General features: G+C 64.7%; 16 protein-coding genes. 3 read left to right on the top strand and 13 right to left on the bottom strand.

The features are described from left to right. Position 1: 1 nt before the first annotated feature. On the bottom strand, positions 2–1,798 hold the full coding sequence (gene treS / locus MUN23_RS04715; RefSeq protein ID WP_058930028.1) for a maltose alpha-D-glucosyltransferase: 1,797 nt from the start codon (positions 1,796–1,798) through the stop codon (positions 2–4). After that, complete coding sequence (locus tag MUN23_RS04720) at positions 1,795–3,876, bottom strand: alpha-1,4-glucan--maltose-1-phosphate maltosyltransferase (protein ID WP_305886579.1); 2,082 nt, start codon at positions 3,874–3,876, stop codon at positions 1,795–1,797. The genes treS and MUN23_RS04720 overlap by 4 nt, the downstream gene beginning before the upstream one ends. A gap of 152 nt (positions 3,877–4,028) precedes the next feature. Here MUN23_RS04720 and glgP point away from each other — a divergent pair, with 152 nt between their 5' ends. After that, positions 4,029–6,647: an alpha-glucan family phosphorylase gene (gene glgP, locus MUN23_RS04725; protein WP_248762350.1), complete on the top strand. Its 2,619-nt coding sequence runs from the start codon at positions 4,029–4,031 to the stop codon at positions 6,645–6,647. A gap of 56 nt (positions 6,648–6,703) precedes the next feature. On the opposite strand, the gene MUN23_RS04730 is transcribed toward glgP, so the two are convergent. The 8 genes from MUN23_RS04730 to MUN23_RS04765 all read right to left on the bottom strand — a co-directional run bounded on the left by MUN23_RS04730 (position 6,704) and on the right by MUN23_RS04765 (position 14,474). After that, positions 6,704–7,060 carry a barstar family protein gene (locus MUN23_RS04730; RefSeq protein ID WP_248762351.1) on the bottom strand — a complete coding sequence of 119 codons (357 nt, stop codon included), beginning with the start codon at positions 7,058–7,060 and terminating at the stop codon, positions 6,704–6,706. 8 nt (positions 7,061–7,068) lie between these two features. After that, positions 7,069–7,554, bottom strand: coding sequence for a ribonuclease domain-containing protein (locus MUN23_RS04735; protein ID WP_248762352.1), 486 nt, complete (start codon positions 7,552–7,554; stop codon positions 7,069–7,071). 18 nt (positions 7,555–7,572) lie between these two features. Beyond that, complete coding sequence (gene glgX / locus MUN23_RS04740; RefSeq protein ID WP_248762353.1) at positions 7,573–9,684, bottom strand: glycogen debranching protein GlgX; 2,112 nt, start codon at positions 9,682–9,684, stop codon at positions 7,573–7,575. A gap of 250 nt (positions 9,685–9,934) precedes the next feature. Further along, on the bottom strand, positions 9,935–10,924 hold the full coding sequence (gene rlmB / locus MUN23_RS04745; protein ID WP_248762354.1) for a 23S rRNA (guanosine(2251)-2'-O)-methyltransferase RlmB: 990 nt from the start codon (positions 10,922–10,924) through the stop codon (positions 9,935–9,937). Positions 10,925–10,993: 69 nt separating this feature from the next. After that, positions 10,994–12,451: a cysteine--tRNA ligase gene (gene cysS, locus MUN23_RS04750; RefSeq protein ID WP_248762355.1), complete on the bottom strand. Its 1,458-nt coding sequence runs from the start codon at positions 12,449–12,451 to the stop codon at positions 10,994–10,996. Positions 12,452–12,536: 85 nt separating this feature from the next. Beyond that, positions 12,537–13,034, bottom strand: a complete 498-nt coding sequence (gene ispF / locus MUN23_RS04755) for a 2-C-methyl-D-erythritol 2,4-cyclodiphosphate synthase (RefSeq protein WP_248762356.1) — start codon at positions 13,032–13,034, stop codon at positions 12,537–12,539. Positions 13,035–13,036: 2 nt separating this feature from the next. Continuing rightward, a complete protein-coding gene (gene ispD / locus MUN23_RS04760) occupies positions 13,037–13,843 on the bottom strand; it encodes a 2-C-methyl-D-erythritol 4-phosphate cytidylyltransferase (protein ID WP_248762357.1) in 807 nt (268 codons plus the stop codon). A 148-nt stretch (positions 13,844–13,991) separates the two neighbouring features. After that, positions 13,992–14,474 carry a CarD family transcriptional regulator gene (locus MUN23_RS04765; RefSeq protein WP_026266570.1) on the bottom strand — a complete coding sequence of 161 codons (483 nt, stop codon included), beginning with the start codon at positions 14,472–14,474 and terminating at the stop codon, positions 13,992–13,994. Positions 14,475–14,744: 270 nt separating this feature from the next. Between MUN23_RS04765 and MUN23_RS04770 the strand changes: the two genes are divergently transcribed. Beyond that, positions 14,745–15,290 (top strand): hypothetical protein, encoded by a 546-nt coding sequence (locus MUN23_RS04770; RefSeq protein WP_248763993.1) that lies wholly within the window; start codon positions 14,745–14,747, stop codon positions 15,288–15,290. A 104-nt stretch (positions 15,291–15,394) separates the two neighbouring features. On the opposite strand, the gene MUN23_RS04775 is transcribed toward MUN23_RS04770, so the two are convergent. Both MUN23_RS04775 and MUN23_RS04780 read right to left on the bottom strand, forming a co-directional pair. After that, on the bottom strand, positions 15,395–16,075 hold the full coding sequence (locus tag MUN23_RS04775) for a response regulator transcription factor (protein WP_056342479.1): 681 nt from the start codon (positions 16,073–16,075) through the stop codon (positions 15,395–15,397). Further along, on the bottom strand, positions 16,072–17,280 hold the full coding sequence (locus MUN23_RS04780; protein ID WP_248763994.1) for a cell wall metabolism sensor histidine kinase WalK: 1,209 nt from the start codon (positions 17,278–17,280) through the stop codon (positions 16,072–16,074). Before MUN23_RS04780 ends, MUN23_RS04775 begins: the two co-directional genes overlap by 4 nt. A 202-nt stretch (positions 17,281–17,482) precedes the next feature. On the opposite strand from MUN23_RS04780, the gene phoU reads away from it, so the two are divergent. After that, entirely contained in the window at positions 17,483–18,136 is a 654-nt protein-coding gene (gene phoU / locus MUN23_RS04785; protein ID WP_056342485.1) for a phosphate signaling complex protein PhoU, read from the top strand. Between the two features lie 76 nt (positions 18,137–18,212). On the opposite strand, the gene MUN23_RS04790 is transcribed toward phoU, so the two are convergent. Then, the gene (locus MUN23_RS04790) at positions 18,213–18,959 is read right to left on the bottom strand and encodes a phosphoglyceromutase (protein WP_248762358.1); all 747 of its coding nucleotides are present in this window, start codon (positions 18,957–18,959) and stop codon (positions 18,213–18,215) included. Between the last annotated feature and the right edge of the window lie 46 nt (positions 18,960–19,005).

A 19,005-nucleotide genomic window follows, 5' to 3' on the forward strand; every position in this document is an offset into this window, starting at 1 on the left:
ATCAGTTCTCGATGGACAGGATGGGCAGTGCCTGCGTGTACGGGGAGGCCGGATTGGACGTCGCCGAGCGGACCCGCAGCCAGAAGAAATCATGGCTTCCCAGGGTCAGCGTCAGTGATCCGTCGTCGTCGATCCCGGGGAACGGCTGACCCCCGAACACATCGCGCAGCCCGCGGCCGGCAAACTGGGGAATCCGCAGTTTTGCCGCGACGGGGTGCTGCGAAAGGTTAAAGGCGCACAGAATGGTTTCGCCGGGTAGCCCCGCAGTGTTGTCCTCCGAAAGTTCCCGGAGATACGCCACCACGGCGTCGTGGTCGGCTTCGACATGTTTGAACGCGCCCAGCCCGAAGGCAGGGTGGTTCTTGCGGACGCTGAGGATCTGCCGGGTCCAGCGGAGCAGGGATCCGGAGTGGGCGGCCTCGGCTTCCACATTGGCCATGCCGTAGCTGTACACCAGCGACTGGATGACCGGCAGGTAGAGCTTGCCGGGATCGGCGTTGGAGAATCCTGCGTTCCGGTCCGGGTTCCACTGCATGGGGGTGCGCACAGCATCGCGGTCATCGAGCCAGATGTTGTCCCCCATGCCGATCTCGTCCCCGTAGTACAGGAACGGGCTGCCCGGCAGCGACAGCAGCAGGGCATTGATCAGTTCGATCTCGGCCCGGGAATTGTCCAGCAACGGCGCAAGGCGGCGCCGGATCCCGATGTTGGCGCGCATCCGGGGGTCCGGGGCATACCAGCCCAGCATCGCCGCACGCTCGTCGGCCGTGACCATCTCCAGCGTCAGTTCATCGTGGTTGCGCAGGAACGTCCCCCACTGCGCCCCTTCGGGGATCTCCGGGGTGTCATGCATGGTCTCGATGATCGGAGCGGCCTTCTGGTCCCGCAGGGCGTAGTAGAGGCGCGGCATGATGGGGAAGTGGAAGGCCATGTGGCATTCGGGCTCTTCCGCTGTTCCGAAGTACTCCACTACCTCGTTGGGCGGTTGGTTGGCCTCGGCGATGATGACGCGGCCCGGGTAGCCTTCATCCACCATGGCCCGCAGCTTGCGCAGGAAGTCATGGGTGGCCGGCAGGTTTTCGCAGTTGGTCCCCTCTTCCTCGAAGAGGTACGGGATGGCGTCCGCCCGGAAACCATCGATGCCCTGGTCCAGCCAGAAACGGACCACGTCAAAGAGCGCTTCGATGACCTTGGGGTTCTCAAAGTTCAGGTCAGGCTGGTGGCTGAAGAAGCGGTGCCAGAAGAACTGCCGGCGGATGGGGTCGAAGGTCCAGTTGGACTCCTCCGTGTCCACGAAGATGATGCGGGCGTCCTGGTACTTCTCGTCAGTGTCGCTCCACACGTAAAAGTCGCCAAAGGGACCGTCCGGGTCCTTGCGCGATTCCTGGAACCAGGGGTGCTGGTCCGAGGTGTGGTTCAGCGGCAGGTCAATGATGACCCGGACGCCGCGGGCATGGGACTCGGCCACCAGCCGCTTGAAGTCGCTGATGGTGCCGAACTCATCCAGGACGGAGTTGTAGTCCGAAATGTCATAGCCGCCGTCACGCAGCGGCGACTGGAAGAACGGCGGCAGCCACAGGCAGTCCACGCCAAGCCACTGCAGATAGTCGAGCCGGTCGATCAGGCCGGAAAAGTCGCCCGAACCGTCGCCGTTCGCATCCGCGAAGGCCCGCACCAGCACCTCATAGAACACAGCTTTCCGATACCAGAGCGGATCGTGGGCCAGGCCAGGGGCGTTCAGCTCAAACGTGCTCTTGGGGGTGAAATGCTGGCTGGAACTCTGCGGGTTAAAGCTCACTGATGCAATCTCCTCACGCTCAGGATGTGGGCGGGTTCAACGTGCGCGTCCAGGCGTACGTAGTTGTATTCGCCCCATTCCCAGGATTCGCCGGAAATGAGGTCTTCCACCCGGAACCCGCCGTTGGGCGACAGATCCTCGGGGTCCAGTTCCAACGCAGCCAGATCCAGTGAAATGGTGCTCTCCCTGATGCCGTGCGGATCAACGTTGACCACCACAATGATGGTGTCCTTGGTGCCGTCCGGCAGGGTCTTGTGCTTGGAGTACACCACCGTGGCGTCGTCGGTGCTGTGGTGGACCGTGAGATTCTGCAGGTCCAGCAGCGCCGGGTGGTTGTGCCTGATCGCGTTGAGCCTGGTCAGGTACGGTGCCAGGGTCCGGCCTGAGGCAGCGGCAGCGTCCCAGTCACGGGCTTTGTATTCGAATTTCTCGTTGTCGATGTACTCTTCCGCGCCGGGGCGGGCAACATGCTCATAAAGTTCGTAGCCGGCATAAACGCCCCACAGGGGGCTGGCGGTGGCGGCCAACGCCGCACGGATCTTGAACGCCGCCGGACCGCCGAACTGCAGGTATTCCGTGAGGATGTCCGGCGTGTTGACAAAGAAGTTGGGCCGGAAGTACGCCGGCGACTCGTGGCTGACCTCCGTGAAGTAGGTTTCGAGTTCCTTTTTGGTGTTCCGCCACGTGAAGTAGGTGTAGGACTGCTGGAAGCCCGCCCGGCCCAGGGCGTGCATCATGGCAGGGCGCGTGAACGCTTCCGCGAGGAACACGACGCCAGGGGTCTTTTTATTGACCTGGCCAATGAGCCATTCCCAGAACCACACCGGTTTGGTGTGCGGATTATCCACCCGGAAGATCTTCACGCCATGGCTGACCCACAGCAACACGACCCGCAGGATTTCCTTCGCAAGCCCTTCCGGGTCATTGTCGAAATTGAGCGGGAAAATGTCCTGGTATTTCTTGGGCGGGTTTTCCGCGTACGCGATGCTCCCGTCAACCCGGGTAGTGAACCATTCCGGGTTGGACTGCACCCAGGGGTGGTCCGGCGCGGCCTGCAGCGCCAGGTCCAGGGCGACTTCCAGGCCCAGTTCGTTGGCGCGGGCAACAAAGGCGTCGAAGTCCTCGAATGTGCCCAGTTCCGGGTGGATGGCGTCGTGGCCGCCCTCCTTGGCGCCGATGGCCCAGGGCGAGCCGGGATCATGCGGGCCGGCAATCAGGGTGTTGTTGGGGCCCTTGCGGTGCTGGATACCGATGGGGTGGATCGGCGGCATATAGAGAACATCGAAGCCCATTTCCGCCACCGCGTCCAGCCGCTTCGCCGCGGTCCGGAAATTTCCGGATGTCCACGCCCCGGTGGTGGCGTCCCTGACGGCGCCTTCGGACCGGGGGAAGAATTCGTACCAGGCTCCGCGGCCTGCGAGGTCGCGCTCCACCAGCAGCGGGAACTGCTCGGAAACGGTGATCAGTTCGCGGATCGGCTGGCGGCCCACCACGGCCGCGACGTCCGCGCCGAAGCCGGCTGCCAGACGCTCCTCATCGGTGAGGGACCCGTTGCCCAGAATGGAAGACGCCATGCGCAGGGTACGCCGGTCCGACGCATTGCGGGAGGCGTCGGCGGCCGCGTCCGAGAGCAGCGCCGATCCTTCGGCGAGCATCAGCTCGACGTCGATGCCTGCCGCCACCTTCACCTCTGCGTTGTGGTGCCAGGTTCCGTAGCGGTCGTGCCAGGCCTCAATGAAAAAGGTCCAGTTTCCAATGGCCGACGGCGTGAGGATGCCCTCCCAGCGGTCGGTACCGAGGCCGCGTTCCCCCTTGGGCGGCGCCAGCCTGACGCGCTGGCGCTCCTTCCCGCGGGGATCCAGTAGGACCGCGCTGACACCCAGCTGGTCATGCCCCTCCCGGAAAGCGGTGGCGCCCACCACAATTCCCTCCCCCGGCAAGGCCTTGGCAGGATACTTTCCACACTCCACCACAGGCTGCACGGCGGTGATCGGAAAACGGCCAAATCTTAGCCCATCGGTGATTTTGCCTTTCGGCTTTTTCTTTGAGGCGGCAGGGGTTACTGAGTTAGTCGTCACAGGCTCGACGTTAGCGAGAAATGGCCCAGATTGCTAAGCCTGCGCTGCTTTTTGTCGCGGCGATTCGACTTATCCGCCACGCCAACTGTCATTTACCTAAAAGAAAGCCAAAGCGGTTCCAGACGTTGATGTTGTCGGTTAGTGTGGCGCAGGTGAAGGCAATCCGCAGATTTACCGTCAGAACAGTCCTCCCGGAACCCATCAGGCCGTTGGCCCGGTTGGCCACCAACCTGCGCTGGTCCTGGCACCGGCCTACCCGTGAACTTTTCGCTGGCCTGAACCCTCGCATCTGGGAGGAATCCGACCAGGATCCCATCAGTTTCCTGGGCCGGGTCAGCCGCGAAGAGTTCCAGCGCCTCGCCGCCGACCAGTCGGTTGTGGACCAGGTCCGCGCCGCCGCCGACGACCTTGACCGGTACCTTGAGCAGCCCCGCTGGTACCAGGGCCTCGGCGAGGATGCCCCGGCCGCCATCGCGTACTTCTCCCCCGAATTCGGCATCACCGAAGTCCTGCCGCAGTACTCCGGCGGCCTGGGTATCCTGGCCGGCGACCACCTCAAGGCCGCCTCGGACCTGGGTGTGCCCCTGATCGGAGTTGGCCTGCTGTATCAGGCCGGCTACTTCAAGCAGTCACTCTCCCGCGACGCCTGGCAGCAGGAAACGTACCCGGTGCTCGACCCCGACGGCCTCCCCCTCACCCTGCTTCGCGAACCGTCCGCCGACGGCAACGGCCGGCCTTTGCAGATCTCACTCCCGCTCCCCAACGGGCGCCGGCTGCTGGCCCACATCTGGCGTGCCGACGTCGGACGCGTTCCCCTCTTGCTGCTGGACTCCAACGTTCCCGGCAACGACGACGCCGCGCGCGGCATCACCGACCGCCTCTACGGCGGCGGCGGAGACCACCGGCTCCAGCAGGAGCTCCTGCTGGGCATGGGCGGAGTCAAGGCGCTGCGCGCGTACCAGCAGCTGACCGGAACCGCGGCGCCCGAGGTGTTCCACACCAACGAGGGCCATGCCGGCTTCCTGGGGGTTGAGCGCATCCAGGAACTGATGGCCGGCGACGCCGCCCTCAGCTTCGACGAAGCCCTCGCCGCCGGCCGGGCGTCCACGGTCTTCACCACCCACACTCCCGTTCCGGCCGGCATCGACCGTTTCGAGATTTCCCAGATCCACCACTTCTTCCAGGCCGGGCTGGCGCCCGCGGTACCCGTGGACCGGATCCTGGAACTGGGCCGGGAAAACTACGCCGACGGCAATCCGTCAGTCTTTAACATGGCGGTGATGGGCCTCCGGCTGGCACAGCGGGCCAACGGCGTCGCCAAGCTCCATGGCGAGGTATCCCGCGGGATGTTCTCGGCCCTGTGGCCGGGGTTCGACCACTCCGAGGTGCCCATCACGTCCGTTACCAACGGCGTCCACGTGCCCACCTGGGTCGACGGCCGCATCTCCCGGCTGGCGCGGGAACAGTTCGGCACCGAGGCCGAAGCCCTGGGCCGCTGGGACCTTGCCTACAACGTCAGCGATGCTGATGTGTGGGCGCTGCGCCGTGAAATGCGCACGGCCCTGGTGGAGGACGTACGCCGCCGGCTCCGGGCTGCGTGGAAGAAGCGCGGCGCCGCCGACGCCGAGCTGGGCTGGACCGACAGCGTCCTGGACCCCGACGTGCTGACCATCGGCTTCGCCCGGCGCGTCCCCACCTACAAGCGCCTGACGCTGATGCTTCGCGAGCCGGACCGGCTCAAGGCGCTGCTGCTGCATCCGGAACACCCGATCCAACTGGTGATCGCCGGCAAGTCCCACCCGGCAGATGATGCCGGGAAGAAGATGATCCAGGATCTGGTCCGCTTCACCGACGACCCCGAGGTCCGCCACCGCATCGCGTTCCTGCCGAACTACGACATCGCGATGGCCAGGACGCTGTTCCCGGGCTGCGACGTGTGGCTCAACAACCCGCTCCGCCCCCTGGAGGCGTGCGGCACGTCGGGCATGAAGGCCGCCATCAACGGTTCGCTGAACCTTTCGGTGATGGACGGCTGGTGGGATGAAATGTACGACGGCGAGAACGGCTGGGCGATCCCCACCGCCAACAACGACGCGTCCCCCGAAGAGCGGGACGACATCGAGGCCGCGGCGCTGTACGAACTCCTGGAAACCCAGGTGGCGCCACGCTTCTACGGGAACACCGTGTCTGACAGCGCCGGTGCTGCCGGACCGTCCACCACGGGCACCGAGAAAGTCCCGACGCACTGGGTGTCAATGATCAAGCACACGCTGTCCCACCTGGGACCGGCCGTTTCCGCGGAGCGAATGCTGCACGACTACGTCAACGTGCTCTACCGGCCCGCCGCCGAGGCCGGACGCAGGGCCGTTGCCAACTCCTACGCCCAGGCCCGTGTGCTGGCGGCATGGACTGCCAAGGTACGTTCGGCGTGGCCTCTGCTGCACGTCGAACATGTGGACTCCGTGGGCGTTTCCGAGGACCCGCAGATCGGGGACACCCTGCAGGTGAACGCCTACATCGCGCTGCACACCCTCTCACCGGAGGACGTGTCCGTGGAGGTGGCTTATGGCCGTGCCGAGGAAAGCGACACCCTGGCGGACGTCACCCTGATGGAGTTGAACTCGAAGGAGGACCTCGGCGAGGGGCGCCACTTGTTCAGCGGCTCGCTGGTCATAGACCGTTCCGGTCCCTTTGGCTACACCGTCCGCGTCCTGCCCCGGCACGAGGCACTGGCTTCCAAGGCCGAGCTGGGGCTGATCGTCAACGCCTGATCCGCCGAATTGTTGGCCCCCGCCGTCTTCCGGACAGCGGGGGCCAATCGGTTTAACTAGAGCAGCACGGCCGTGACCGTTAGGTCGCGGCCGGCGTAGCTTTCGGCATCCTGGAGGACCTCGCAGATGATCCCGAAGGACCTGTCCCCCCGGAACGCTGCGGCCACCTGCCATAGGACCGTGACCGGGGCGCTGCCGTTCTCGCCGATGCTGTCCGCGAAATCGTGCAGCGAATCGTTCAGGGCGTCCATGTTCACGCCGTAGTGCTCAGGGAAGGCGAGCACTTCGCCGAAGGTTTCCAGGACAGCCTTCTTGCTGTCGGCGGCGGGGACCACCAGGCTGCGGCGGCCGGCGTCGGCGACCTGTTCCTTGAGTTCTTCGATGGTCCAGGTGTCGGCGGAGTAAATTTTCATGAGGGTGTTCAGCTGCCTTCTGCGATGAATTTGAACGAGTCGTGGTGGTCCTGCGTGTAGTACTTCTCGCCCTCGGAGCCGGTGACGATGCGGCGGGCTCCCCGGTCGGATTCACCCGGGGTGGGCACGGTGTACTCGCGGTAATAGCCTGAGCCCTGCCGCGGGAGAATGCGCTCGAAGTTGCCGAACGACTTGTTGTCCTGGCTGTAGCGGTAGGGGCCGCCGGCACGGATGGCGGCAAGGGTAGTCCGGGCTTCGGCCGGCAGCTGGGATTCCTTGATCGCGGGCAACCCGGACGGGTTGGCGGGAACTACCGCCGGGGCCGGAACCTCCGCAGGACCCGGGACGGGAGCACCCGGGACCGGGGCCGCGCTGGAACTGGCTGCCGGCGTCGTACTTCCCGTTAGAGTCTCCAGGAGCCCGGGGCCGCCGAAAGCGAACACCGCTATGGCCAGCAGCCCGGTCAGCAGCAAGGCAATGGAGCGGTTGCGCAATTTTGGTCCCCTCCGCAGTTACGTGCGGTAGATGCTAATCGAGTTCGCCTCGATGCTGTCCGTCTCGCCGGACGCCACGCGGCTGCCCTGTCGAAGCTCGTGAAGCGGCGACGTTGTCAGCCGGAGTTCGAACATCCTGTGGGGCGTTCCGTCGTCGTTCTTGAGTTCCGGAAGGGTGATATTCACGTCGGAGTCGCTGCCGTTGACCACCACGAGGCCCGCCAGCGTGCCGTCATCCGAGCCAAGGAGGAGCTGCATGACCCGGTGCCGGGGATCATTCCACTGATCCATGGACATGGGCTGTCCGGAGTGATCAAACCAGTAGATATAGGACTGCTCATCCCGAGCCGGAAAATCATGGGGTTGGCTTGCCAGGAACTCCTTGCGCAGCCGGACGTAGCGCTTGGTGCTGCGGAGCATCTCTGCGGATTCCGGCGTACGCGTCCAGTCGAGCCATGCCAGTGGGTTGTCCTGGCAGTAGGCGTTGTTGTTTCCCTGCTGCGTGCGTGCCAGCTCGTCGCCGGCGGTGATCATGGGCACACCGAGCGAAATCATCAGGGACGCCATGAGGTTCCGCCGGGACTGCGACCGCTGCGCCAGGATGCTCTCGTCCTCGCTCCGGCCTTCGAAACCGTGGTTGTAGCTGCGGTTGTCCCCGTGCCCGTCCCGGTTCTGCTCGCCGTTGGCCTCGTTGTGTTTACGGTCGTAGGACACGAGGTCGTTGAGCGTGAAGCCGTCGTGTGCCGTGATGAGGTTGACCGACGCCAGCCTGGAACGGCCCGACGCTTCAAAGAGCCCGGCAGACCCGGACAGGGCATCAGCCAGCCGCGCCACGGACCCGCCCTGCCCGCCGGCTTCGATGGCCGCCCGGTCGGCAAGCCAGAAGGAGCGGACGCCGTCCCGGAAGTGGTCGTTCCAGTCAACCCAGCCGCCCGGGAACCGTCCCGTCTGCCAGCCGCCGTAGCCGACGTCCCAGGGCTCGGCGATCAGTTTTACGTCGGACAGCACGGGATCGGCGGCGACAGCCACCAGGAACGGGTGGCGGGGATCAAACTCGTTGTCCGCGTTCCGGCAGAGCGTCACGGCCAGGTCGAAACGGAAGCCGTCGATGTGGAATTCGTCCACCCAATACCGGAGGGAATCCAGCACCAACTGGACCACCCTGGGCTGGCCGAAATTCAGGCTGTTGCCGCAGCCCGTAGTGTCGATGTACTTCCCGTGGCCATCCGTTCGGTAGTACGTGTCCTCACCGAGTCCGCGGAAGCTGATGGCCTGGCCGTCCGGGCCGCCCTCGGCAGTGTGGTTGTAGACGACGTCGAGAATCACTTCCAGCCCTGCCGCGTGGAGCAGCTTGACCATTCCCTTGAACTCGTCCTGGACGGCGTGCGGTCCGGCATCCCGAGCCGCCTGCGTCGCATAGGCCGCGTGCGGTGCGAAAAACGCGGCCGTATTGTAGCCCCAGTAGTTGGTCAGGCCGAGGTTCTGCAGGTGCAGCTCATCGAGGTGGAAGTGCACCGGGAGCAGGTGGACAGCGGTAATGCCCAGGCTCTTGAAATGCTCGATGATGGCCGGATGGGCCATTCCGGCGTAGGTGCCGCGCAGCTCCTCGGGGACATCGGGATGCAGCATGCTCTGGCCGCGGACATGGGCCTCGTAGATGATGGTGTTCCGCCACTGCGTCCGGGGCCGTTCGTCGGTGCCCCAGTCAAAATCGCCGGCCATCCGGACGCTCGTCAGGAAACCCTCCCGCTGGTCCACCGCCCGGCCGTAAGGATCGAGCAAAAGAGGCTGCCCGCCGTCGTCGTCCAGGTCCACGATGGGGACCGCCAGCGGCAACGGGTCCGCCTTGGACGTGGCGCGGAAACCGTACAGCGATCCGTACGGGAAATCCTCAACAATTCCGTGGTGCACGCCGTGCGTGACATTGGGCAGGGTCTGCAGATGCCACTCGCTGCCCGGGGCCTTGTAGGCGATCTCAAGGTTCTCCACGGCCGGGGCGTACACGGCCACGTTGGCGCTGGACTGCACGCCGTAATCCGCTCCCGATCCCGGGCGCAGGACGCTGACACCGAGCGGATACGCCGAAGAGGCATCCCTGGTGGAAGCGGTATCGAAAAGCGGCATGACCATCACGTCCATGGTAGCGGCCAGCGGCTGTTGAACTGCACCGGTGCTTTTATGACGACATCTGGCAAGGTCCCGGAGGTTTAACCAAAAAGCGAAACCCCTCATGCCGTGATGTGGCATCAGGGGTCTCGACAGGCTCGACCACCGAGGGACCAGGGGCTTCGGGGGCACCGCCGGCGTCCGGAAGCGTGCGTCAGAGCGACGAAGGAGCAGCACGCGGAGGACGGCGGCTGTGCCGCCGCCTCGCAGCGAGTTACTTGACGGCGCGCTGCCTCGAGATCTCGTACAGGGAGATGCCAACGGCCATGGAGGCGTTGAGCGATTCCATGGCGGAGTTGATCGGGATGGAGACGATCTGGTCGCAGTTTTCGCGGACCAGGCGGCTCAGGCCCTTGCCCTCGGAACCGACCACAATGCACACGGGCTCCGTGGCCAGGGTGAGGGCAGGCAGCGATACGTCGCCGTCGCCGTCGAGCCCCAGGACGAAGATGCCCATGTTCTTGAACTGCTTCAGGGCACTGTTCAGATTGCCCGCACGTGCCACCGGGACACGAACGGCCGCGCCGGCGCTGGTCTTCCAGGCCGAGGCTGTGACGCCCACGGAGCGGCGTTCCGGGACGATGACGCCGTGGCCGCTGAAGGCCGAGACGGAGCGGATGATGGCGCCGAGGTTGCGCGGGTCCGTGATGCCGTCCAGGGCAACAAACAGCGGCGCGTTGGCTACGTGGCCCTTCTTCCAGCGGTCGAGGGTTTCCTCGGCCAGGTCATACGCGTCCTGGTACTCGTAGGGCGGGATCTGCAGGACCAGGCCCTGGTGCACCGCGTCCTCCGTCATGCGGTCCAGTTCGACCTTGCCGGTCTCAAGCAGCGGGATGCCGCGTTCGGCCGCGATCTTCAGCGACTCCTTGACGCGGTCATCCATTTCAATCCGGATGGCAATGTGCAGGGCCTTCGCGGGGATCCCGGCGCGGAGGGCTTCGACCACCGAGTTACGGCCGGTGACAACTTCCTCGGTGGCGCGGCCTTTGGGGCCCGAGCGGGAAGCGCCGGCGCTGCGCGCACCCGTGCCGCGCTTGGCGGCCGAACGCTCGGACAGCTGCTTGCTCTTGTGCGCCTTGTGGTACGGGCGGTCCTCCGCCTTGGGTGTGGGACCCTTGCCTTCCAGGGCCTTACGGCCATGACCACCGGTTCCGATGGTTGGCCCCTTCTTTGCTTTGACCGACCGGCGACCGTTGTTGGCCATGATTTTTCCACCCTTGATTGTTTGACTGAGTCTGCTTACCAGTCTACTGAATCAAGTAAAATCGCCGGTTCAGTCCCGTTGCAGGCTCCAGGTAGCGCCATTTGGGCCATCTTCGACGACGACGCCGGCCGCCTTCAGCGTGTCGCGGATGGCGTCGGAGGCAGCCCAGTCCTTGGTGGCCCGGGCCTGGGTGCGGGCAGCGAGCTGGGCTTCCACCAGGACGTCGAGGGCGGCCGATTCCCGGGCGTCCGACGCCGGGCCGGACGCCACCGCATTCAGGCCCAGGACCCGCAGCATGTCATGAACGCTGTGCAGCGCCTGCTGTGCGTCCTCCAGCGTCCCCTCCGTCAAGGCAGTGTTGCCGGCACGGACTGTTTCGTGGACCACTGCGAGGGCCTGCGGCACGTTGAGATCGTCATCCATGGCGCTCTCGAACGCCTCGGGAACCTTGCCATAGGTGGCGAAAGTGTAGTTCCCACCGGCGGCGAGGGCCCGAACGGCGCGGCTGATGAAGCCGTCAATGCGTTCGACGGCGGCGGCGGCCTCGTCGAGCGATGTGGGGCGGTAGTCCAGCACTGACCGGTAGTGGGCCTGCCCGAGGTAGTAGCGGACCACCCGCGGCGACGCGATGTCCAGCATCTCCGAAGGGCTGATGGTGTTGCCGATGGACTTGGACATTTTCTCGCCCTGGTACGTGACCATGCCGTTGTGCATCCAGAAGTTGGCGAAACCGTGCCCTGCGGCCTGGGACTGCGCCATTTCGTTTTCGTGGTGCGGGAAGCGCAGGTCCAGTCCGCCGCCGTGGATATCAAACTCGGTGCCGAGGTACTTGGTGACCATGGCCGAGCATTCCAGGTGCCAGCCCGGACGTCCGGCGCCCCAGGGCGAGGCCCAGCTCGCCGTCGTCGGCTCTCCTTCTTTGGAGCCCTTCCACAGCGCAAAGTCGCGGGGGTCCTTCTTGCCCCGGGGGTCCGCGTCCGGGGCACCCTGCATGTCGTCAATGTTCTGGCGCGTCAGTGACCCGTACTTGTCCCAGGACCGCACGTCGAAGTAGACGTCGCCGGAATCGTCCAGCGCCGCGTAGGCGTGGCTGCGGTCGATCAGCTGCTGGATCAGCGCATGCATTTCGGGGATATGGCCGGTTGCCCGTGGCTCATAAGTGGGCCGGGAAACGCCGAGCGTGTCGTAGGCCTGCAGGAACGCCTGCTCGTAGCGGTAGGCCAGGGCCCACCACTCCTCCTCTCGGACAGCGTCCGGTCCGGCTTCGAAGTCCGGGCTGAACGATTCGGCAGACTTGGCGAGGATCTTGTCGTCGATGTCCGTGACGTTGCGGACCGCGGTGACCCGCAGCCCCCGGTACTCAAGCCAGCGAGTGAGCTGGTCAAAGGCGATCGCCGAGCGGATGTGGCCTACGTGGGGCATGCCCTGCACGGTGGCTCCGCAGTAGTACAGGCTCGCTTTTCCCGGGACGAGGGGAACGAAGTCACGGACTTCGGCGGACGCGGTGTCATAGAAGCGGAGAGTCACCGCTCCAGATTAGCGGAAAAGGCCTGCGTGCCGGCCCCCGCGCGTTATCCGGCCTGAACAGCCCGGCGTGAATCCGCGGGGTTAGTCAACGCGGATAGACCAAAGCGGTGGCGACGGCGGAAATGCCCTCGCCCCTGCCGGTGAAACCGAGTCCGTCGCTGGTGGTGGCCGTGACACTGACCGGCGCCCCTGCCGCCTCGCTCAGCACGCGTTGGGACTCTTCCCTCCGCGGGCCGAATTTGGGACGCGTAGCCACGAACTGCACTGCCACGTTGCCGATCTCAAAGCCGGCCGCCCGGACTATCCTCGCCGCCTCGGTCAGGAGCGTGACGCCGGAGGCTCCGGCGAACTCCGGACGGTCGGTTCCGAAATGCGTGCCGAGGTCCCCGATGCCGGCGGCCGAGAACAGGGCGTCCGCGGCGGCGTGTGCCACCGGGTCCCCGTCCGAATGCCCGGCCAGTCCACGCTCGCCTTCCCAGAACAGCCCGCCCAGCCAGAGCGGACGGGGAAGGTCTGGGGACGCGTAGGCATGGACATCCAGGCCGATGCCCGTGCGCGGCAGGATCATCTTGGCTTCACTCATGCCTAACCCTCCACCCAGCGGATGCCCAGCGGGCCTTCCAGCAGTCCCTCGGCAATGATCAGGTCCAGTGGCGTGGTGATTTTCAATGACTGTGTGGAGCCATGGACGGCGTGCACGGGAACTCCCAGGAGTTCCACCAGCATGGCGTCGTCGGTGACCGCCGCGGCCTGTTTCTCGTCAAAGTCAGCGGCTGCCTGATGGGCCTGGATCAGTGTGGACAGGCGGAACCCTTGGGGCGTCTGGACCGCACGGAGCTCCTCCCGCGGCGCGGTCCCGGTCACGAGTTCCGGGGCTATGCTGCTGTCGTCACCGGTCGTGGGGGTAACCATCTTCACCGTATCCACCACCGGTACGGCAGGAATCACTGCAACGGCGCCGGCAGCCAGGGAATCGACGACACGGTGGAAGACATACTCGGGCGTCAGCGCCCTGGCGGCGTCGTGGACCAGCACAGCTTCGGTGCCGTCCAGCAAGGCCGCCAACGCTGACCGGACGGAAGCGGCACGGGTGGCGCCGCCGTCGACCGTTGTCAGCACAGGAAGCGGGTTCTCCTGGTTGGCATCGTGCCCCGCCCGGAGTTCCTCGGCGAAGGCCGCGCACAATTCCTGCAGGACCGTATCGCCGGGCGGCAGGGCCACACAGATCTGGCGTGCGACGCCGGCGGCAGCGACGCCCCGGAGGGCATGCGTAAGGATGGCGTCACTCCCCAGCGGCACGCGCGCCTTGGGCATGCCGTAACCCAGCCGCTCACCGGAACCTGCGGCCACAATGACGACGGCGGTGACGGGGCGGGGAAGTCCGTTGTTCATGCGGTCCAGCCTACGTGCCTGCCTGCCCGGCGTGCCGAATCCCACCCGCGCGACGCGCCTGCCGCTGCGGACACTTGGCTGGAAACGTGGCCCCGAAAAGGGCAAAAAGAAACCCCGGAGGCACTTGCGTACCCCCGGGGCTCAATTCTTAGGAAGCCAGGACCTCGTCGAGAACGCTTGCAGCCTTCTCTTCATCAGTCTTTTCAGCCAGTGCAAGTTCTGAAATCAGAATCTGACGGGCCTTGGCCAGCATGCGCTTCTCACCTGCGGAAAGGCCCCGATCGTGATCACGGCGCCAGAGGTCGCGAACAACCTCGGCTACCTTGATGACGTCACCGGAAGCAAGCTTCTCCAGATTTGCCTTGTATCTGCGCGACCAGTTGGTGGGTTCTTCAGTGAACTCAGCCCGGAGAACATCAAATACGTGCTCCAGACCTTCCTTGCCCACTACGTCACGGACCCCAACAAGGTCAACGTTCTCTGCTGGAACTTCAATGGTCAGATCACCCTGAGCCACCTTGAGCTTGAGATACATTTTCTCTTCGCCCTTGACAGTGCGCATCTTGATTTCTTCAATTTTTGCAGCACCGTGGTGAGGGTAAACTACTGTCTCGCCGACCTCAAATACCATGTGGACATTCCCCTTTCCCGCAGACCAGTTTATCACGATTCAGGCATATGACTGGCCTCGAACCGGCCCCGGAACCCCGGAAATACGCGGAAAATGGGCAGAATAGACCCCCTTCGCCCCCTTGACGAATGCAGATAATAGTGCATGTGCGGCCTGCTGCCAAGGGCAATATGACCGTGCGGAATCCTCGTTTGGGCCGCTTTGCCGCTAGGCTATGGCTGAATAATGTTTCAAGACTCTTGAGGAGTGCGTGACGTGCGTTTCACTGCGATGAACCGGGCCCAGGGCGGCAAACTGGCACTGGCGGCAGGTTCCCTGGCCCTCGCCCTGGCGACGATGACCGGCTGTGGCTACATCAACCCCCAGCAGACTTCTCACCAGTACGCGGCGTCGGACGGTATCCGCGCCGACCTGGGTCCGCTGCAGCTGCGCAACATGCTGATTGTCTCCGCCGGCGCAGACAAGCCCGGCCGCCTGCTCGGCGCCGTTTACAACTCCTCTTCACAGGACGTCAAGCTCACCGTCAACGGGGCCCAGGGTTCACAGACGCAGGTGCCGGTGAAAGCCAACTCCTACACCCTGCTCAACGACTCCACGGATGAAGCCATCCTCAGCACGAGCGGCGGCATCGCCGGCTCCCTCGTCGATGTGAAGATCACCGAAGACGGCACCAACGTGAGCAAGACTGTCCGCGTGCCTGTCCTGGATGGTTCCCTCGCGGAGTACAAGGAGTACCTGCCGGCCGGCAGCGAGCCGACCGGATCCGCCACACCCAGCCCGTCGCCGTCGGCCACCGGCACTGGTGCGGCCCACTAAGCAGCAGCAAAGCACAAAAGGAGGGGCTCCCCGCGGGGAGCCCCTCCTTTTGTGCACTTGAAGTCTGGTGCGCCTGATGCCGGCGTGCCATACGGCGGAGTGGCCTACGGCTCGAACTTGTAGCCCAGGCCGCGGACGGTTACCAGGAAACGCGGTATGGACGGGTCGGGCTCGATCTTGCCGCGCAGCCGCTTGACGTGCACGTCCAGGGTTTTGGTGTCCCCCACGTAGTCCGAACCCCAGACCCGGTCGATCAGCTGGCCGCGGGTGAGTACGCGGCCGGAGTTGCGCAGCAGCATTTCCAGCAACTCGAACTCCTTCAGCGGCAACAGGACCTGCTGGCCATCCACGCTGACCACATGCCGTTCGATGTCCATCCGGACAGGGCCGGCCTGGACTGTGGCCGAGATCAGTTCCTCAGGTTCACCTTGCCGGCGGAGTACGGCCCGGACGCGGGCCACCAGCTCGCGGGAGGAATAGGGCTTGGTGACGTAGTCGTCAGCGCCCAGCTCCAGGCCAACCACTTTGTCAATCTCGGAGTCCTTGGCCGTCAGCATGATGACCGGAACGCTGGAGCGCTGCCGCAGCTGGCGGCAGACCTCCGTGCCCGACAGGCCGGGGAGCTGCAGGTCCAGCAGCACCAGATCCGCCCCGTTCCGGTCGAATTCGGTAATGGCGTCGAGGCCGTTGTCCACCACTTCTACCTCGAACCCCTCCTTGCCCAGTAGATAGGACAACGGATCACTGAACGATTCTTCGTCTTCGACAATCAAAATCCTGCTCAAGCGCTAGCTCCTTGCTCATGTACGCCGCGTTCTTTTCTGCGCACGGGTACGGCTGGTTCTTTGACACCTGCGGTATCCGGTGCGTCCTGGCTTTCCATCTCAGGCAGCCGCAGGGTGAAAGTGGAACCCTGGCCAGGCCGTGACCACAATGTCACTTCACCGCCGTGGTTGGAGGCAACGTGTTTGACGATGCTAAGGCCCAGGCCTGTTCCGCCCGTGTGGCGCGAACGCGCCGCATCCACCCGGTAGAAGCGCTCAAACACGCGCTCCTGGTCCTCCGGGGTCAGCCCCTCGCCCTGATCCGTGACCGACACTGCGATCAGCCCGTCCTTTGACCGGACGCCCACGCCCACCCTGGTGTTCTCCGGGGAGTAGCGGATGGCGTTGTCGATCAGGTTACGCAGGGCGGTAACCAGCAGGTCCCGGTCACCAAAAACGGTGGCCTCAACCCGCTCCCCCACCACGATCCGGATGTTCTTGCTTTCAGCAGGGAGCTGGGAACGGTCCACCGCTTCAGTGATGACCGTGTTGATGTCCACGGCCTTGCCCTCCTGGGAGACGCTGGCACCTTGGAGGCGAGACAGCTCGATGATGTCCTGGACCAGGGCGGCCAGCCGGCTTGATTCCTTGTGCATGCGCTTGGCGAACCGGCGGACTGCTTGTTCGTCGTCGGCCGAGGACTCCAGTGCCTCGGCCAGCAGGGAAATTGCGCCCACCGGGGTCTTCAGCTCGTGGGACACGTTGGCCACGAAGTCGTTGCGGATCTCTTCCGTGCGGGTAATTTCGGTGCGGTCGTCGGCCAGGAGCACGATATATTCCTCGCCGAGCATGGCCGCCCGGACCTGCACGATGATGGTGCCGTGGCCCAGCGGACCGCGCTGCAGCTCCAGCCGTTTTTCCAGGATCACGCCGTCGCGCCGCACGCCGGCCGTCATGTCCAGCAATTCCTTGTGGACCACGGTGTGGCCGCGAACCAGTCCGTATGCATAGGCTGCCGGGCTGGCGCGCACCACACCGTCCACGGCGTCAACCACAACAAAAGCCCGTCCGACGACGGCCAGTACCTCCGCGGCGCCGGCCGGCAAAGCGAGTTCGTCCACGTCGACATCAACAAGCTTTCGCTGCTTTTCACTGATCCTGAAGGCGAGCACGCCAAAAGTGCCGAGCGACAGGCCGACCAGGCCGGCGATGACACCGATGAGCATAGGATCCACAACTCCAGCTTAGGCCGTGGTTCCTGTCGAGACGGTGCGTCATGGCCCATTACGGGGACGGTTCAGCTAACGTTCATCTACAACCGACCAATCGTTTACCGCACGCTGACAAAGTTATATGTTGGAGTGCCGAATGGCGACATGAGTTCCGTCTGCCACCCGAGGGGCGGAGTTCCAAAGAAAGGACGCCCACGTGCGTAAGGTTTTTCAGGAAGAGCTGACCCAGGTGGGTGAGCAGCTGGTGGAGATTTCGCGGTTGGTCAGCGAGGCATTGGCGAAAGCCTCGACGTCCTTCCAGGTTGCGGACGTTGATCTGGCAGAGGATGTCATCGCCGCGGACGCCCGTATCGACTTTTTGCAGACCAGCCTGGATGAGCGCGCTATCGACATCCTCGCCCTGCAGGGGCCGGTGGCCAGCGATCTGCGGATGATCGTGGGTTCCCTGCGCATGAGCGCTTCCCTAGAGCGGATGGGGGACCTGGCCCGCCACATTGCCCAGCTGGCCCGGCTGCGTTTCCCGTCCACCGTGATCCCTGCATCCATGACGGAAACGTTCAACAAAATGGCCGAGCAGGACCAACTGATCGCCGACAAGCTTATTGTCCTACTGGAATCCCGGGACCTCGAAGTGGCCCGCGACATCCACAAGGCCAACAACACCATCGACGATCTCCACCTGAGCGTATTCAAGGCGATCGCCGCCCCGGACTGGGCCGAGTCCCCCGCCACCACCGTGGACGTGGCCCTGGCCAGCCGCTACTTCGAACGGTTCGCTGACCACGGCGTGTCCGTGGCCCGCAAGGTCACCTACCTCGTCACCGGCGAATGGCAGGGGCAGGGCTTCTAGCCGCTCCCTAAACCACATACGACGGCGGGCCGGTCACCTCAGGTGACCGGCCCGCCGTCGAACGTTAACTACTGCTTTACTTCTTGCCCTGGTTCGCCACTGCCAGGATGGCTTCCGCGGCGGCGTCCGGGTCCAGGTAGGTGCCGCCCGGCTTGATCGGCTGGAAGTCCTCGTCCAGGTCGTAGACCAGCGGGATGCCCGTGGGGATATTCAGGCTGGCGATGGCGTCGTCGCTGATGCCGTCCAGGTGCTTGACCAGGGCGCGCAGCGAGTTGCCGTGGGCGGTGACCAGGACGGTCTTGCCGGTTTTGAGGTCTTCCTTGATGTCCGACTCCCAGTAAGGAAGCAGGCGGACCAGGACATCCTTGAGGCACTCGGTGCGGGGCAGAGCGTCGCCGAGGTCCGCGTAACGGGGGTCGCGGGCCTGGGAGAACTCGGAGTCGTCGGCCAGGGGCGGCGGCGGGGTGTCGTAGGACCGGCGCCACTCCATGAACTGCTCCTCGCCGTATTCGGCCAGGGTCTGCGCCTTGTCCTTGCCCTGCAGGGCGCCGTAGTGGCGTTCGTTCAGGCGCCAGTCCCGCTTGACGGGGATCCAGCCGCGGTCGGCCTTGTCCAGGGAAATGTTGGCCGTGTTGATGGCCCGCCTCAGGAGCGAGGTGTAGAGGACATCCGGGAGAAGATCGTTCTCAACCAGGAGCTCGCCGCCGCGTGCTGCTTCCTCGCGGCCCTGGTCGTTGAGGTCAACGTCCACCCAGCCGGTGAACAGGTTCTTGGCGTTCCATTCGCTGTGGCCGTGGCGCAGCAGAATCAGCTTGTAAGTCATGATTTTTATCCTAGCCGAGGCACGGCGCCGCCCGCCTTGCGTTACA

The sequence above is a fragment of the Pseudarthrobacter sp. SSS035 genome, assembly GCF_023273875.1.
In the GTDB taxonomy this organism is placed as follows: domain Bacteria; phylum Actinomycetota; class Actinomycetes; order Actinomycetales; family Micrococcaceae; genus Arthrobacter.

Coding starts and splice junctions, on each gene's coding strand:
- MUN23_RS04730 (WP_248762351.1), bottom strand. CDS start 7,060: ATGAAAATTTACTCCGCCGACACCTGGACCATCGAAGAACTCAAGGAA.
- rlmB (WP_248762354.1), bottom strand. CDS start 10,924: ATGGCCAACAACGGTCGCCGGTCGGTCAAAGCAAAGAAGGGGCCAACC.
- glgX (WP_248762353.1), bottom strand. CDS start 9,684: ATGGTCATGCCGCTTTTCGATACCGCTTCCACCAGGGATGCCTCTTCG.
- MUN23_RS04770 (WP_248763993.1), top strand. CDS start 14,745: ATGAACCGGGCCCAGGGCGGCAAACTGGCACTGGCGGCAGGTTCCCTG.
- ispF (WP_248762356.1), bottom strand. CDS start 13,034: ATGAGTGAAGCCAAGATGATCCTGCCGCGCACGGGCATCGGCCTGGAT.
- MUN23_RS04765 (WP_026266570.1), bottom strand. CDS start 14,474: ATGGTATTTGAGGTCGGCGAGACAGTAGTTTACCCTCACCACGGTGCT.
- ispD (WP_248762357.1), bottom strand. CDS start 13,843: ATGAACAACGGACTTCCCCGCCCCGTCACCGCCGTCGTCATTGTGGCC.
- MUN23_RS04780 (WP_248763994.1), bottom strand. CDS start 17,280: ATGCTCATCGGTGTCATCGCCGGCCTGGTCGGCCTGTCGCTCGGCACT.
- MUN23_RS04790 (WP_248762358.1), bottom strand. CDS start 18,959: ATGACTTACAAGCTGATTCTGCTGCGCCACGGCCACAGCGAATGGAAC.